We start from the raw sequence: 14,206 nt of genomic DNA on the forward strand, positions 1-14,206 counted from the left end.
CCCGTCGACTGAGGACCGCCCGCAGCCCGTGCCCGTACCGGTCGCCCCGCGCAGCGTCCGGGGGCGGCGCGCCTCATCATGTGGGAACTAGCCCTGGTCTCCGTCATCCTCGCGCCGACGGACGCCGCACTCGGGCAGCAGGCATTCTCGTCTGACGGCGGCATCTCCCGGGCATCCGTGGACGGGTGCGCGGTTCTCGGCGGCGTGGGGCTCCCGCGACGTCCTGGACGTCGTTCTTGTCGACCCGCGTCTGGTGGCGGAGATCAGCGCCGACACCGCCGTCGACCACGGCGGCGTCCACCGACATCCTTCGCGCTTCCGGCGTCTGCGCCTGGACGTAACGGCCCAGGAAGCGCCCCTCTTTGGAACAGGCCCCCACCGGGCGGCGGGATGAGCTGTTCAAGGCACCTGGCCCGGCTCCTTCCGCAGGGCCGTGGACATGGGCTGTGTCAGTGTGGCTCGTCGTCGCAGGGCCGCGGTCCTCGTACGGCGGCTTCGGTGCTCGGCGATGCCGTGATCCGCCGGCTCGCTCGCGAGCAAGAGCGCGGCCAGGCGCTGGATCTTGCGGTCCAGAGCAAGGGCCAGGCGCCGGCGTTCCCGGCCGCGGATGACGGCGAGCGTGTGCGGTGTGGTTTCCAGCCGCGCGGCCAAGAAGCTTGTCGGCCATCCTCGTTCGTCCAGATCCTGCAGGCTGGTGGCGGCCCTTTCCGCGCCAACCAGCCCGGGCAGGAGGCGATCCCGCTTGACCGCACTGGTGAGCGGGATGCCGAGGATGGCTTCCGAGGTGACCCGGTGAACAATGGCCGGCCACTCCCCGGCAGGGCGGAGCAGGCGTCGAACGACCATGACGGCGACGCCCGAGATCTCGGCGATGTCGGTGGCCGAAAGGCCGGTCTCCTGCAACTGGCGGGCACGGGCGCCGGCATCAGTCGCGGGGACCCGGGCGGGTCGGCCGGCCCTCAACTCCCTGGTCCGCCGGGCACGATCCCGGCGTGCCGCGGCTATGCACTCGGGACGCGTGCAGCCGTAGTCGGCGCAGGAGGGGCTGCCATGCCGGACACGCGATCGGATCGGCTTGCGGCCCTTGCCCTCGGGAACACGGCGAGGTGCAGGTCCTGGGAGAGTTGGTGAATCCATACCGTCGCGATTCTGCCCGCTCTGCGTCCCGTCGTCGCCTGTCAGGCCGTCCTTCCATTTGATCTTGTTGGCGTGCGTTCTGGCCAGAGGGTCGTTCAACCGTTCCCAGGGCCGGCCGGCCCTACGGAACGGCGACGCTGGTCCTGGTGTTCGGGATCGAGGCGGAGCCCTTCAGTGCGTGACCGGTGCCGGGGACTACCGGGTGCTCATGCGGTGTCGGGCGGGGTCGGCAGCGGTCGGATGACGATGGTGGTGGCGTCGTCGCGGTAGGGCTGCCCGTCCTCGATGACCGCCTCGGCTGCGGCGACCAGGGCCTCGGCGAGTGCTTGGGCGTCGTTGTGGTGTCCCTGGACGAGGGTGTTGAGGACGGTGGGGTCCATCTGGTCGTGGACGCCGTCGCTGGTGAGGATCACCGTGTGGCCCTTGGGGATCGGGGCTTCGTTGCGGGCCGCGATGGAGAGGTCGCTGAAGCTGACGGTGAGTTCGGAGGAGTAGGCGGCCTCGTCGGCGGGCATGCCCTGCTGGGCGTAGTGGGCGGCGACGGTGTGGTCGGTGGTGTACCGGGTCAGGATGCCGGTGTCGGGGTCGAGTCCGTAGGCGCGGCAGTCCCCGGCCCACGCGATCCACGTGCCGTCGGGCCTGACCCGGGCGGTGATCCCGACCGCGTCCGGGCCCCCGCGTGGCGCTCCGGGGTTTTGCAGGAGCTCGGCGGCTCCGATCAGCCCGGCCATGGGGTGACGTAATGCTGTCCGGCGGGCGGCGTCGACGGCGAGTACAGGGACCAAGGCGTGAAGTTCCGTGCTGTGGCCGATGCCGTCGATGACGGCGGCTCCGACGGCCCCGCCGGCTGCGGTCCAGGCGTGCGCCGCGTCGGCGGACCCGGGGGCATCTCCTGGACGGGTGGGCCTGAGTCCCGGGCGGCTGACGATACCGATGTCGGCCTTGCGCGTACTGCTACCTCCTGGCTGGAGACCAAAGCCCCGGGCCCGGGGCCTGTCTGCATGTGTCCGGAGCTTCGCGCGGCCTGGGCCGCCGACGCATCGCGTATCGACGACGTCCTTGACTGCCGCCCCTGAATCTCGTGCGGTCGCGTCACGCCGCTCTCACCAGCGGGCGCTCCTTCCGCCGGCTCGGTTCGGCCCTGCCCGTCGTAGAAGCGACAGGACAGGACGGCTTCGTGACCTGCGGTTGGATGCTCAGGACAGGGTGGTCGGCCTGCGGGGCGGCGGGACGGACCGCAGTAGCTCCCACAAGGGACGTGAGCCGGACGCCCATTCCCCGAGGGTGTGGCGGTCGATCACGTGGAGGCGCTGCTGCTTTGCGAAGGCCAAGGCCGGCGCGGTCACCCGGCCGTTGGTCACGATTACCGCGATGTCGGCGCCGTGGACCTGACGGGCCGTGCCGTTGAGGACCTGGAGGTCCGGCGTGCCCACGGCGGACCCGGCGAGGCCGTTGCGCCTGTGTTTGCACTGGATCACCCACCGCCGACCCCAGGGGTCGGTGGCCTTCACGTCCGCGCCGAGATCTCCGCCGCCGACGACGCGCACCGCGTTCTGGGTGCAGGGCGTCCAGCTGGGACAGCCCATATCGCAGGCCCTGTGCGCGGACTGCTTCCCGCTGCGCCTTCTGCTGCTGCTGGTAGATCCAGCCGCCGCCGGCCAGGAGCGCGAGTACGCCGATGGCGACCAGGATCCACCAGTGGGCCAGAAGCCAGTTGATGAGGGCCACCACCGCGGCGACGGTCACGGCCGCGGCAATGAGGATCCCGATCAGCCGGTCCTCTGTGCGCTGTCGTCGCCTGCTTGGCCTTCGGGTACGTCGGCGCGCAGGCGGGCGCCTGGTCGTCGTCCGCCCTTTGCGGGTGCTGGGGCTCATCGGCTGCCCTGCGTGACGCTGCTCGCGAGCTGGCCCAGAACGTTCAGGATTCCCTGGCCGACCGGGGTGGGAGCGAGCAGGATCCCCAGCGCCAGAACGATGACCACGGTCATCTTCTCGTCGAGGCGGCTACGAGCGTGCGTGGTCCGCCGCAGCCTGATCAGGACGATGACTGCGAGCAGCACCGCCACGTTGATGGTCAGCAACCGTCAGACCTCCCACCGACCATCACCACGCAGGGTAGGCGACACGCTACCCGCAGCCTCCTGTGTAGCCGGGCGTCGATGATGTTGGAGGCGGGTTGCCCGGTAATGGCACAAAGACGTCGTACCTGGCCGAATACCGCGTTGCGGCGCAGGTACGGGCTTTCGGTGTGACGCGACCGAAGGAACGCCGTGCTGTGCGGCAAGGCCCGGTCCGGTGGCCTCTACCAACGGAACCAGGAACGTAGGGCGCTGCCGGGGATGACCACTGGCGCGCGAGATACGGCAAAAGACGTACTCGTCGGGGTGCCGTCGCAGGTGGGTCGTCACCCAGGCGGTGCGGGCGTCCATGGCCGGGCCGAAGTCGGCCGCCAGGCGGTGAGCCTGCCACGTCGTCCGCGGGGGCAAGTGCAAGCTGCCGGACGGGTGAGAGTGCTGGAACTGCGGCGCCACGAACATCACCCCCGAGCCGCCGGGACGCCGGCACCCGGCCTGCGATGCCTCATGCTGCCGGGCGTACGGGATGGGCTGATCGCCTTCGCCGGAGCCAGGGTTCAGCGTACGGTCGGACCAGGGTTGGTGACCGTCCGAGTATGCACGGTGACTAGATGAACGTTCCACCTTGTAGGGAGAGACTCCGTGGGCATCCTGGGCAAGCTGTTGGGAAACGACGACGCCACCATTGCCACACCGGTCGCGGAGGTCTCCTGGCCTCCAGGGCGAGGGGCCGTGTCAACGACGTGGCTAAGGCGGCTGGGGTCGGGGTGGCCCGCGTTCGCTGCCACCACACCACGTGGGACTACCTACAGGAGCAGGTACACAAGGAGCAAAGGAAGTTCGGATCCTCCCGTCCCGAGGCTTTCCGCCCGCCGGAGAACGGTGATGAGATCACCACAGCGGCCGACGGCATCGTTACCGTTCCGCTTGGAGGCTCATCCCTCGCGGCGGTTCTGGATTGGTGTCATGAAGTGCAAGGGATTCTCAGCACTGATCTGGATCGGGCCATCGGGCGGCGGGTCGGTCGGGCGATCTCCAGCGCTCTTCAGAACCTGACTCCCTCCGATGCGCAGGGCGACTCGCCCGCTGTGATCTGGCTGGACGACAGGATCGCTGTCGAGAGCCCTGAGTCCATCTCGTAGAACCGGTCTCCTGCGCAGCTCTCAATCGTCGACCAAGGGGTCGTCACTGGCCCAACTGTTGTGGGACGCGGCAGGTCGCTGCCTTCGCCATCGAGTTGGCATCCAGGAACGCGGCCCGTCGTCTCGTCTTCCACCCGAGATGTGCCCAGCCATGTTCGACGCCCCCTCACCCGCCCATTGATGACCGGATGCCGGCCGGGGAACAGCGCGCCCCGACCCGTACGGCGTCCGTCGGTCTATCGGCGGCCGCCGGCCCGCACGGGCTTCGCGTGGTCTGCGCCGCGGCACCGAGGGGGCGATCTGGGAGCGGTGGCGTCGTGACCTGCGATGCCAACGTGGCCGCCCTGTGTGTACGCGTCGCTGACCCCCGAGGGGGGCTGACCAGGATACGGGTCAAAGGGGCAACGGGATGATCTTGAACGACTGGCGGGCTTACTGCGGTGCCGAGATCGCTGCGGCGTGTTCGTCGTGCTCGCGCAGATCCTCATCACGGTCGCCGGGGAGGGATGCTGCCCCTTCTTCGCTCCGGTGGTGATGACGAGCCGCGTCGCGATGTCGCGCAGGCTCATCTCCTGCTCACGCGGGGGCAGGCCCATGGACAGCATGGATTCGTCAGTGACCCCGGCGCCGCCGATGGTCTTGCCGCGCTTCCGGGCGGACTCGTGGCCTTTGGGCGCCGGGTGGCGCGAGTGGAGACCTTCTCCGAGAAGACCCGCGTCACCCCGGCCCCGGTAAGGGAGTCGAGCTGTGCGTCGAGGGACTGCCGGGCGGTCGAGGCGCGGGCGTAGCCGAGGCGGACGTGTCCGACCGGTTCGGCGCCGGCGCTCACCGGCCGGGGCAGCTCCGTCCACACCGACCCCGGTTTCCGTACGGCGGGGGTCGGCACGCTGAGGGTCTTGGCGAGTTGAGAAGCTGCGTCTGAACCTCTTTCCACAGGTGGCAGGGCCTCCCTGGGCGTTCGGGAGCTGCGTCGCGGGGCGTTGAAGCGGGCCCCGTGCCTCGGTCTCCGTTGCGGCGGGGGGCGTGCCGGGGCCCGCTTCTAGTGATCGTTGGTCAGGTGTTGCAGCCGGTTCCGGTGGTGGGGTTGGTGCAGCTGTTGTGGCCGGGTCCGCCGTCGTTGGTGTTGGTACCGGTACCGCCGTTGAGAGCGTCGTTGCCGGGGCCGCCGTCGTTGGCGTCGTTGCCGGCGGCGCCGGACAGGGAGTCGTTGCCGCCGGCGCCGATAAGGGTGTCGTTGCCGTTGCCGCCGGTGAGGGAGTCGTTGCCGTTCCCACCCTCGACGCGGTCGTTGCCGTCACCGCCGGTGAGGGTGTCGTTGCCGTCGGCGCCGCAGATCAGGTCGTTCCCGCCGCGCCCGTCGACCACGTCGTTCCCGGCGAGAGCGAAGATCACGTCGTTGCCGGGGGTGCCGGTCAGGACGTCGTTGCGGTTGGTGCCGGTGATGGTGGCCGTGGCGGTCGCGCAGGTCGCCGGGGCCAATTCGTAGGTGATGGTGACCTGGGCCGGCCCGGGGGCGGGTCCGGGGGTACCACCGAACGGGACGAGGTTCGACCCGCCACCGCCACCACCAGGACCTGCCGTGCCATCGCTGTTGATTTGGCCGCAGCCGCCTCCTCCGCCGCCTCCGAACCAGCCGCCTCCGCCGCCACCTCCCCCGAAGCCGGTGCCGCCGGTGCCGCCGGTGCCGGCCGTACCGGCGGTGCCGGCGGTCGTTGGGTTCTGCGAGCAAGCGGCTCCGCCGGTGCCGCCGGTGGTCTGGGTACCTCCGCCACCGCCGCCGCCGCCCTGCGGTCTGTCGCCGCCGTCGCCTCCGGTGTTGCCGGCGTCCCCGCCGGTGGCCTCGGGGACCTGGAAGTCGCCGATGGCGGAACCGTAGCCGCCGCCTCCTCCGCCGCCGGCGACGATGAGGCGGGGGTCAATGCCGGGGCTGCCGGTCAGGGTGCAGCCGGAGGCGGCCGAGCTGCAGGTGCGGACGTCGCTGGAACCGCCGCCGACGCCGCCCACGAAGTTTCCGGTGACCGGTCCGCCTCCGGTGTTGACGTTCACGAACAGGGTGGTGCCCGGGGTGGCGGTCAGCGCGCCGGTGACGGTTGCACCGCTCCCGCCTGTGCCACCGTTGGGCGCGTTCTGGCCTGCGGCGCCGGTGGCGGTGACGGTCAGCTGAGTGACGCCGGCCGGGACGGTGAAGGGCTGGTTGGCGCCTGCGTTGAAGGTGACGGTCACGGGCGCCGCCGCGGCGGGCGTGGCCGTGGGCACCACCAGCAGCGCTGCCGGCAGAACCGCCGTGGCGAGCAGGAGAGCAGCACGCCGGACCGGGCGCCGCGGCCGCCCATCCCCGGCACCGCGTGGGAATACCTCATGTTGCAAGATCAGTGTCACGATCGGTGCTCCTCGGCAAGGGCCGCGGCACCCAGGACGCGCCACGGACGTCGGCTGATACTCCGGCCCCTGCGCGGGACCGCCCGACGATCAAGCCACACCCCTCCGGTCCGGCCCCCGGAACACACCGTCACACGCGCCGAGATCCACCGGCCAGCCGCAGCCCGTACCCGAGTCGGCGCGCACCCCGCCTCGTATGGCGCGTCGGGCCCTCTGCCGAACTGCCGGCACCAGCGACCAGCGTGCCCGCCAGGCACTCACCTGCACCGCCCCGAGCAGTACATCGCGTTCGATCGCCGGTCCAACCCGGCGATCCACCGGGCTCCGCACACGGTGCACTCCGTCACGCCGGCGCCGTCCCTCACCGCTGCGAGCCGCCTGCGCAACCTCTGCTGGCGACGCCATGACCTGGAACGACAAGCCGACGAGCAGAACACGGCCTTCGGGGAGGATCGGAACGATCAGTAGCGACGTCTGGAGCCGAGCCTGGCGGACAAGGCCGCGTACTCCTTCGTCTGCACCGCTCCTTGCGCCGCCGCGACGTCTACGCCCGGCGCGGTGGCCGGTGGGGCGACCCGCGGGCCAAGGTCCTGGGCGGGATCGCGGGGAGAGCGCTCAGCCCCCGGACCCACCGCCGACACCCCGGCGGCGGGTGCTGCTGGAGGGGCGGGGTAGTTGGACGTTGATGATCATGAAAGTGCGGCCTTTCGGGCGCCGCCCGGACAAGGCCACCGCCTGGGCCGGGGTGCGGCGCCAGACTTTGATCATGTCGAAATTCCCGAGTGGACCCTTCACCATCGTCAACCAGGAGACTGGCCGCTGCCTGCGGGTGCGCCTCGGCCACAGTGTGGACCACAGCGGCTACCAGTTGGGCGCCAGGTACCTGCTGAGCCGTACCTACCCGCCGAGCCTTGAGCTGGGGCCCGCCGACGGCACGATGGCCACCGCCTGGTACCACCGGTACCACAACGACAGCCTGGAGCCTCAGCCGTTCAACCAGATCGCCAGCCGCGCGGTCAGCGACCTGCAGAACATCGGCGACTACGGCGTGTGGATGTACAGCGACCCGCTCGCCCAGGCGAGCGAGAAGGCGTCCCTGCGGGAGGTTCGCCAGCATGCTCAACGATGCGACCGGGGAAGTCGCGAAGCGGCTCCAGGCGCTGATCTCCGAGGAGTGGACCGCCCCTGGCCGCGCAGGACTACGAAGCCGAGCTGGCCTATTCGAAGAAAAAGGACGAGTACCTCAGAATACATTCCCGCTGGTCACAGCCTCTGGTGAACTCCTGCTCGAAGGAGTGGTCCGAGCACCAGGGGTTCGGCGTGAGGGGCTGGAAGGGGCAACGGCAGGTCAGCCAGGACGAACAGGCACACCCAGAGGATCTGCACCCGACCAGGTTCACGTCGAGAGCGTCAGCACTTCTCTTTCCGCGCCTGCTGGATCAGCGGCTCGGCCTCGTCCAGCGTGAAGGTGACCTGCCAGGTCTCGGCCGCCCGGTGCAGGGTGTCGGCGAACTCCTGGTAGCCGTGGTCCTGTTGAGCCGCTTCGGCGGCGCGGTTGGTCGCCGTGTTCAGGTACTGCTCGGCGGTCTGGTAGTAGGGGTCGGTCAGATTTGACGGCCGGGGGCGGGCGAGTTGGTCGGTCAGCTGCTGCAGGGAGACGCAGGCGGACTTGGCAAACTCGCGCGCCGCCACCGGGGCCTTGGAGGGCGTCGAGCTGCAGGCCGCCAGAGAGAGCGTGGACGCCAACAGCAGGGGCAGGGGCAGTGACAGGCGAAGTATCAGCTGACGTCGACTAGTCATGGGCCAATCCTAGTTGGCATGACGGCCTGACCGCCCGGAAATCCGGTGGGCCCGCAGCCACCATCCCGCCCGGCCCACATCTGGGCCTTGTCTGCTCTGGCCACCGAAGGACAAGGAGCCTCACGATGACCGAGCCCATTGACGCGGTCCCCACGGCCTACTCCGGAACCCACGTCCGGTCCCGCCTCGAAGCCGACTGGGCCCGCACCCTCTACGGCCTCGGCATCGTGTGGAAGTACGAGCCGGAACTGATCACGCTCCCCTCCGGCATCCGGTACCTCCCCGACTTCTGGTTGCCCGAGATAGGCACCTGGCTGGAGGTGAAGGGCCCGACCACACCACGCCGGGAGAAGGCAGCAGAGCTCGGCAAGGCCCGCGCCTGCCACTGCGCCAGCACATGCACCTGCCAGTGGCCCGGCGGCCAACTGGTCCTGCTGGGCTGGCCCTCCCACCGCAGCCCGAACCGACCCGGATACCGCGCCCGTTACGGTCACGCATGGTGGGAGTCCGCCTTCGGCCCCGGCGCCTACCTCATCGAATGCCCTCAGTGCACCCGTGCCCACTGGGTCACTATGCGCAGGCCATGGCAGTGCCGTGGATGTCGCGCCAGCCTCGGTGCCACGCCCCGTTTCTACAGCCCAGCGGAGCAACTGATCCGCTTCGGCGAAGACGACTCGCTCGCCTCAGCCCTTTTCGAGGAGGACATGCGACGGCTCGCTGAGGAACAGGAACTCGCCGAGCTCGGAGACGAAGACGGATACCAGTAGCACCTGCCCCGGCGGGATGCGCACCCACCGAGTGGACTCCACCCGGACTCCGTGCGCACCATGGTGGACTCCACTCCCCACGCGGTCCGCACCACCGTGGTGCGCTCCACCCGCACGCGGTGGAGTCCACCGTGGCCACTCACCTCCGGCGGCCCCGGCGTGCGGTGCGCCCCGAGCGCCGCCGGCCCTGCGGGGTGCGGCTCTGGACCGGTGACGGCGGCGGCGACTCGAACAGCACAGCGCGCGGCCGTACCGCGTCGATGAGCTCCCTCAGCCGCTCCAGCTGCTCGGGCGAGAGGTGCGTCGGGATCGGTTCGACTACCGGGGCCTCCGTGCTTCGGTGGGTTCACTCCCCACACCGTCGCGCCCTCCATCGCCTTCGGGGGGGCGGGCCTCGGCCATCAACGGATCGGGCTGCCGGTGCCGCCGGACCTTCTACGATCCCGAGTTCGGGCTGCCTGTCGTGGGCGAGCCCTTCAAGCACGCGGGCACCGGCGGCACGGACCAGCGGAGCTACACGACGTACGCCCCGCTCGAACGCGCCCGGACGACGTCTTCAGCCGCTTCTGCACCGGCCGCGGCCTGTTCTGGGCGCGGACGGACCCCGAACCGGGGGACGTCCGCCGTCGTGACGTCCAGGCGCAGCCGCTTGAAGCGCAGGGGATGGCGGTAGGCGCCGCCTCGGTCGATGGCGGTGGCGGTGTCGGCGCTGATCTCCGTCATCAGCTCGGGACGGACCAGGGTCGTGTCCAGGGTGTCTCGGGAACCCCGGGTCGAGGCGAACCGCACCCCCGTCCACGGATGCCCGGGGTCGGCGGGTGTCAGGTGCTCGGCGACCAGGCGGGCCGAGTCCGGGCGCAGGGGGACGGTGCGGCCGATGCCGTGGAGGCGGCCCGCAGAGTGGTGCCGGCCTAGGTCCTCGGCGTCCAGGAGCCTTCGGCGGGTTCGGGGCCTTCGAGAGCGTGACGGAACTTCTCCTTGAGGGTCTTCGGCGGGGCCTGGGTCTCTTCTCGGGTGTGGATCAGACGGGCGATGCTCACGCGGAGGTGGCACTCGCGGCGACGCTGCCTGAGTTGTACCAGCCAGGCGCCGTCCGAGGTGAGGAAGGCCTGACGCGCCGGGACGTCCCCCGGTCTCGCGTGACGGGCCAGGATCCCCGGCAGGTGGTGCAGGGCCGCGTCCTCGGCCACGGCGCGAGCCTGTTCCTCCGTGCCGTTGACGGGGTGGGTGGCCACCAGTGTCCAGCGGTGCAGTTTGAGTTGCACTCCGTCGGCACTGCGCGTCGTCCGGGTGTCCTCCTCGATGAGGACGTACCACTGGTCGGTAGTCATGACCGGAGCCTATGGCTAGTCCCGTAACGGGAGAGTGCTGTCCCCGCGATAGCGCGACAGCGCCGGCGGCTAGTACTGCAATCACACTTGTGTGTGGTTGAGTTGGTGTGTGACTGAGCTCGGGGTGGGGTTGGTTGAGGAGTGGGACGGGATGCTGGCCGGGCTGCATGCCCGGTTCGCATCGCGTTTCGTGAGGTCGGAGCCGCGGGGTCGGGCGCTTGCGTATATGCGGGGTCTGATCGCGCCGTTGGAGCGGAAGAACGGCTGGACTCTGGCGGAACGGGCGGGTGACCGGCTACCGATCGGGATGCAGCGCCTGCTGGGCGAGGCGGACTGGGACGCGGAAGCGGTCCGTGACGACGTGCGGGACTACGTCGTCGAGACCATCGGCGACAAGGGTGCGGTCCTGATCGGCGACGACACCGGCTTCCTGAAGAAGGGCGTGCGCTCGGCAGGCGTCCAGCGGCAGTATTCCGGCACCGCCGGACGTACCGAAAACTGCCAGGTCGGCACGTTCCTGGCCTATGCCTCGCCCAAGGGGCGGGCCCTGATTGACCGGGAACTGTATCTGCCCGCCTCGTGGACGGACGACCGCGAGCGATGCCGTGACGCGGGAATCCCCGACGAGGTTTACTTCGCGACGAAGACCGAACACTTCAAGGCGATGCTCGTCCGTGCGGTGGAGGCCGGCGTCCCGTTCGCGTGGGTCACAGCGGACGAGGCCTACGGGCAGTCGAAATCGTTGCGGTGTTGGATGGAACAACGGTCCATCAGCCATGTGATGTGTGTGAAGACCAGCGACACCGTCATCACCCGCGGCATGGGCGAACGTCGTGTCGACGACCTCGTCGCCGGCCTCGCGCCGCAGTCCTGGAAGCGCCTGTCCGCCGGTAAGGGATCCCACGGCGAGCGCATGTACCAGTGGGCGCGAATCCCGATCCGGATCTGGTGGGAGAACGGCCACGGCCACTGGGTCCTGGCCCGTCGCAGCCTCAAAGACCCGACCGACATCGCCTACTACGTCTGCTACGGACCTGCTGGCACCCGGATGAAAGACCTGGTCAGGGTTGCCGGCGCCCGCTGGGCTGTCGAAGAATGCTTCCAGACCGCCAAGGGCGAGTGCGGCCTGGACCACTACCAGGTCCGCCTCTACCACGCCTGGTACCGACACATCACCCTCGCTATGGCCGCCCTCGCTGCACTCGCCGCCGTCCGCGCCCACGAACTCTCAAAAGGGGAAACAGCGGTGGCCTGATACCGCTGTCCGTAGCGGAGATACGCCGCCTCATCGGCCACCTCCTCCATCCCCACCACCTCACCGTCCACCACCATCTGCACTGGTCACACTGGCGAAGACTCAGTCAGACACGCGCCCGCGACAGCCACTACAAACAACGCGGACATACCCCTTAACTGTGATTGCAGTACTAGGACCAGGAGCTGAGGGCGGACGAGGGTGCCGGTGATGGCTCCGATGATCGCCTCGGTGTGTCGCGACGTCGGATCTTGGTCCAGGCACGCGCGCCCGGCCGGCAGCGCTGGCTCATGCCCTTGACCACCAAGCCCTCGACGCCGGACACGTCGGTCCAGTCTCCAACCACTCCCGGGCCTTGGCCACATCGGTGGTCATCGGACACAGCGTCCACGGAGCCGTCAGCCCCCGGGCCGCGAAGAGGACTTCCAGGCGCCGGCGACGCTCCCGGTACGACAACTCGAGCAACTCGACGTCATCGGCCTGGAGAATGTCGAACGCGACGAAGTAGGCTGGCGACCGGGCCGCGAGGGTGGCGGCGGCCCGGCGCTGCAACGCCTCGAAGCTGAGCCGGCCCGCCTCCGGATCCCACACGAGGAGTTCGCCGTCGAGGACCAGGCCATCCGTCAACTGCTCCTCCGCCGCCGCAAGCAGGTCGGGGAACCGGTCTTGGACGAGAGCGCCCCGACGGGTCTGGAGCAGCACCCGTCCGCCCGGCCCTGTAGGGGTGAACAGGATCGCCGGTGGCCGTCGATCTTCTACTCATAGGCGAGCCCGCCCGCCATGACGCCGGGGCCGGGGATCGCCTCGGCTACCTGCGCCAACATCGGTTCAACGGGCGGCTGCAAGGGCACTCCAGGCCTCCCCACGGGTGGTGTCTGCCGGGAGGGCCAGCCTGCCCGTCGAAGGTCTTCACGGCCCGTCAGAGACCGCCAGAAGGGCCACCACACCCACCGCGGCCGGGCAACCAAGTGAAGGCGGCTCGCCGCCCGATAGGCTCGCCGCACCCGCGCCGACATGGGTGCGCAGGGCAGGGCCGCGCTCGGACAGGCTCACCCCTCGAAGATGCGGTACAGCGGCCCGACACAGCCCCGGCAGTCCTCACGGTCCGCCGGGGCTCTCCGCTGCCCCACCCGTGCGCGGCGCGATGGCCTCGGTGCTCCAGTGCCTGATCGACGGCAGACCCGTTCGACAGCCGGATGCGGGAAATCCGGGCGGGCCGATCGGCATGGCATCGTGACCGCCGACGCCGGTTCCCCCATACCGACCGTGGAGACCGGGCAGGGGCGTTACGCAGAGCAGCATGTGGCAGCGGATCGTGGCGGTGACATCGAGGTGCTGGCCGGTTAGGCCGCGCGCTCGCCAGCGAGATTCAACATCCCACGACAACACACAGGGTCGTGAATTCAGAGGTGTCCTCTCACGCGGCCGCAGCGGAGCGATCTCTACTCCACCACCGTGATGAGAAGAGAGGGGTCTCCCGGCGCAAGCGGGTCTGTGTTGATTTCGGCGCCGTCCTTCTGGCTCCAAACGCGCACGTACCTCGATCGATCAGCCCAGGATCCGAGATCACCCGTATCGGCGTCATACTGCTGCCAGGTCCTGCCCCGCTCTTCGGGGTCGAGGTGCCAGGTGGCCGGCCTGGATGACCAGACGGTGACATGAGTGATCCGGCCGGCATGCTGGCTGAACAGGTGGTCGGGATCGGCGAGCTCGCCTGGCGCGGTGAGGGAGCCCACCCGGCTGAGCCCGAGGTGGGCGAGTGAGTGGACGACCATGGTTTCGCCCTCGTCTCCCTTGTCGGGCGTGACCGCGACAGCGGCTCCCTGAAAATGGGCCGCACCGTACAGGGTGGCCTTGGTCCGCAGGTCAGCGCTCTTTGGCATGCCCTTCTCCTCAACCCTGCAAGTCGTCTTGCGCCCCGGCAAATGCGTGGTGCGCGCTGCAGCGACTGCAGACACCTCTCCCTCGGCGGCTACCGGTTTCCGCCTGCGTCGTTCCGTGTATGTGTGCGGGCTTTCCCCTCCAGTGTCGACGGACGTCGCTGCACGGCGCCAGTCCGACGTCTTCGTGGTCTCACAGGGTAGGAGGCATGGGAGAGGAAAGAAGGGGCGAGATGAGCGCCAGAGAGAAAGCGAAGGCGACTGTCGAGCGGATCGTGGGCCGCGCGGTCCGCAAGGTTGCGCTCGCCATCGGCCATAGGACTACGGCGGCGAAAGGTGCCGCGCTGGAGGTACGAGGGAAGGCCCGACGAATCAAGGAGAAGGGGAAGGACCAGCTCAGATTCTGAGTGGCCCGGCGGCCGGTTCAGCGGTTGAGCCAC

Annotated in this window: 15 protein-coding genes and 1 pseudogene; 5 read left to right on the forward strand and 11 right to left on the reverse strand. The window is 69.6% G+C overall.

The window, feature by feature from the left end; all coding sequences use genetic code 11:
- Window positions 1-399 precede the first annotated feature (399 nt).
- The 4 genes and pseudogenes from OHA84_RS01475 to OHA84_RS01490 all read right to left on the reverse strand — a co-directional run bounded on the left by OHA84_RS01475 (window position 400) and on the right by OHA84_RS01490 (window position 3,218).
- Window positions 400-903, reverse strand: coding sequence for a hypothetical protein (locus OHA84_RS01475; RefSeq protein ID WP_266977248.1), 504 nt, complete (start codon window positions 901-903; stop codon window positions 400-402).
- A 440-nt stretch (window positions 904-1,343) separates the two neighbouring features.
- Complete coding sequence (locus OHA84_RS01480) at window positions 1,344-1,922, reverse strand: SpoIIE family protein phosphatase (protein ID WP_266977249.1); 579 nt, start codon at window positions 1,920-1,922, stop codon at window positions 1,344-1,346.
- A gap of 411 nt (window positions 1,923-2,333) precedes the next feature.
- Window positions 2,334-3,012, reverse strand: a pseudogene (locus OHA84_RS01485) (restriction endonuclease).
- Entirely contained in the window at window positions 3,009-3,218 is a 210-nt protein-coding gene (locus OHA84_RS01490; protein ID WP_266977250.1) for a hypothetical protein, read from the reverse strand. Before OHA84_RS01490 ends, OHA84_RS01485 begins: the two are co-directional and overlap by 4 nt.
- Before the next feature lie 761 nt (window positions 3,219-3,979).
- Here OHA84_RS01490 and OHA84_RS01495 point away from each other — a divergent pair.
- On the forward strand, window positions 3,980-4,354 hold the full coding sequence (locus OHA84_RS01495; RefSeq protein WP_266977251.1) for a hypothetical protein: 375 nt from the start codon (window positions 3,980-3,982) through the stop codon (window positions 4,352-4,354).
- 565 nt (window positions 4,355-4,919) lie between these two features.
- Here OHA84_RS01495 and OHA84_RS01500 read toward each other — a convergent pair.
- Together OHA84_RS01500 and OHA84_RS01505 are read right to left on the reverse strand one after the other, a co-directional pair.
- Window positions 4,920-5,288: a recombinase family protein gene (locus tag OHA84_RS01500; RefSeq protein WP_323182110.1), complete on the reverse strand. Its 369-nt coding sequence runs from the start codon at window positions 5,286-5,288 to the stop codon at window positions 4,920-4,922.
- Window positions 5,289-5,407: 119 nt separating this feature from the next.
- Window positions 5,408-6,610 (reverse strand): calcium-binding protein, encoded by a 1,203-nt coding sequence (locus OHA84_RS01505; protein WP_371591293.1) that lies wholly within the window; start codon window positions 6,608-6,610, stop codon window positions 5,408-5,410.
- Between the two features lie 805 nt (window positions 6,611-7,415).
- Between OHA84_RS01505 and OHA84_RS01510 the strand changes: the two genes are divergently transcribed.
- Entirely contained in the window at window positions 7,416-8,012 is a 597-nt protein-coding gene (locus OHA84_RS01510) for a hypothetical protein (RefSeq protein ID WP_266976846.1), read from the forward strand.
- 131 nt (window positions 8,013-8,143) lie between these two features.
- Here the strand turns inward: OHA84_RS01510 and OHA84_RS01515 are convergent, their stop codons facing one another.
- Window positions 8,144-8,533, reverse strand: coding sequence for a hypothetical protein (locus tag OHA84_RS01515; RefSeq protein ID WP_266976844.1), 390 nt, complete (start codon window positions 8,531-8,533; stop codon window positions 8,144-8,146).
- Between the two features lie 125 nt (window positions 8,534-8,658).
- Here OHA84_RS01515 and OHA84_RS01520 point away from each other — a divergent pair, with 125 nt between their 5' ends.
- Window positions 8,659-9,300: a hypothetical protein gene (locus tag OHA84_RS01520; RefSeq protein ID WP_266976842.1), complete on the forward strand. Its 642-nt coding sequence runs from the start codon at window positions 8,659-8,661 to the stop codon at window positions 9,298-9,300.
- 513 nt (window positions 9,301-9,813) lie between these two features.
- Here the strand turns inward: OHA84_RS01520 and OHA84_RS01525 are convergent.
- Window positions 9,814-10,089, reverse strand: coding sequence for a hypothetical protein (locus OHA84_RS01525; RefSeq protein ID WP_266976840.1), 276 nt, complete (start codon window positions 10,087-10,089; stop codon window positions 9,814-9,816).
- A gap of 122 nt (window positions 10,090-10,211) precedes the next feature.
- Window positions 10,212-10,631 carry a hypothetical protein gene (locus OHA84_RS01530; RefSeq protein ID WP_266976838.1) on the reverse strand — a complete coding sequence of 140 codons (420 nt, stop codon included), beginning with the start codon at window positions 10,629-10,631 and terminating at the stop codon, window positions 10,212-10,214.
- 151 nt (window positions 10,632-10,782) lie between these two features.
- Here OHA84_RS01530 and OHA84_RS01535 point away from each other — a divergent pair, with 151 nt between their 5' ends.
- Complete coding sequence (locus tag OHA84_RS01535; protein WP_266976850.1) at window positions 10,783-11,886, forward strand: IS701 family transposase; 1,104 nt, start codon at window positions 10,783-10,785, stop codon at window positions 11,884-11,886.
- Between the two features lie 288 nt (window positions 11,887-12,174).
- Here OHA84_RS01535 and OHA84_RS01540 read toward each other — a convergent pair whose 3' ends face one another.
- Complete coding sequence (locus OHA84_RS01540) at window positions 12,175-12,588, reverse strand: hypothetical protein (RefSeq protein ID WP_266976836.1); 414 nt, start codon at window positions 12,586-12,588, stop codon at window positions 12,175-12,177.
- Between the two features lie 740 nt (window positions 12,589-13,328).
- Complete coding sequence (locus OHA84_RS01545) at window positions 13,329-13,769, reverse strand: hypothetical protein (RefSeq protein WP_266976834.1); 441 nt, start codon at window positions 13,767-13,769, stop codon at window positions 13,329-13,331.
- A gap of 230 nt (window positions 13,770-13,999) precedes the next feature.
- Between OHA84_RS01545 and OHA84_RS01550 the strand changes: the two genes are divergently transcribed.
- Window positions 14,000-14,173: a hypothetical protein gene (locus OHA84_RS01550; RefSeq protein WP_266976832.1), complete on the forward strand. Its 174-nt coding sequence runs from the start codon at window positions 14,000-14,002 to the stop codon at window positions 14,171-14,173.
- Window positions 14,174-14,206: the final 33 nt, after the last annotated feature.

Source organism: Streptomyces sp. NBC_00513, assembly GCF_041431415.1.
Lineage (GTDB): Bacteria > Actinomycetota > Actinomycetes > Streptomycetales > Streptomycetaceae > Streptomyces.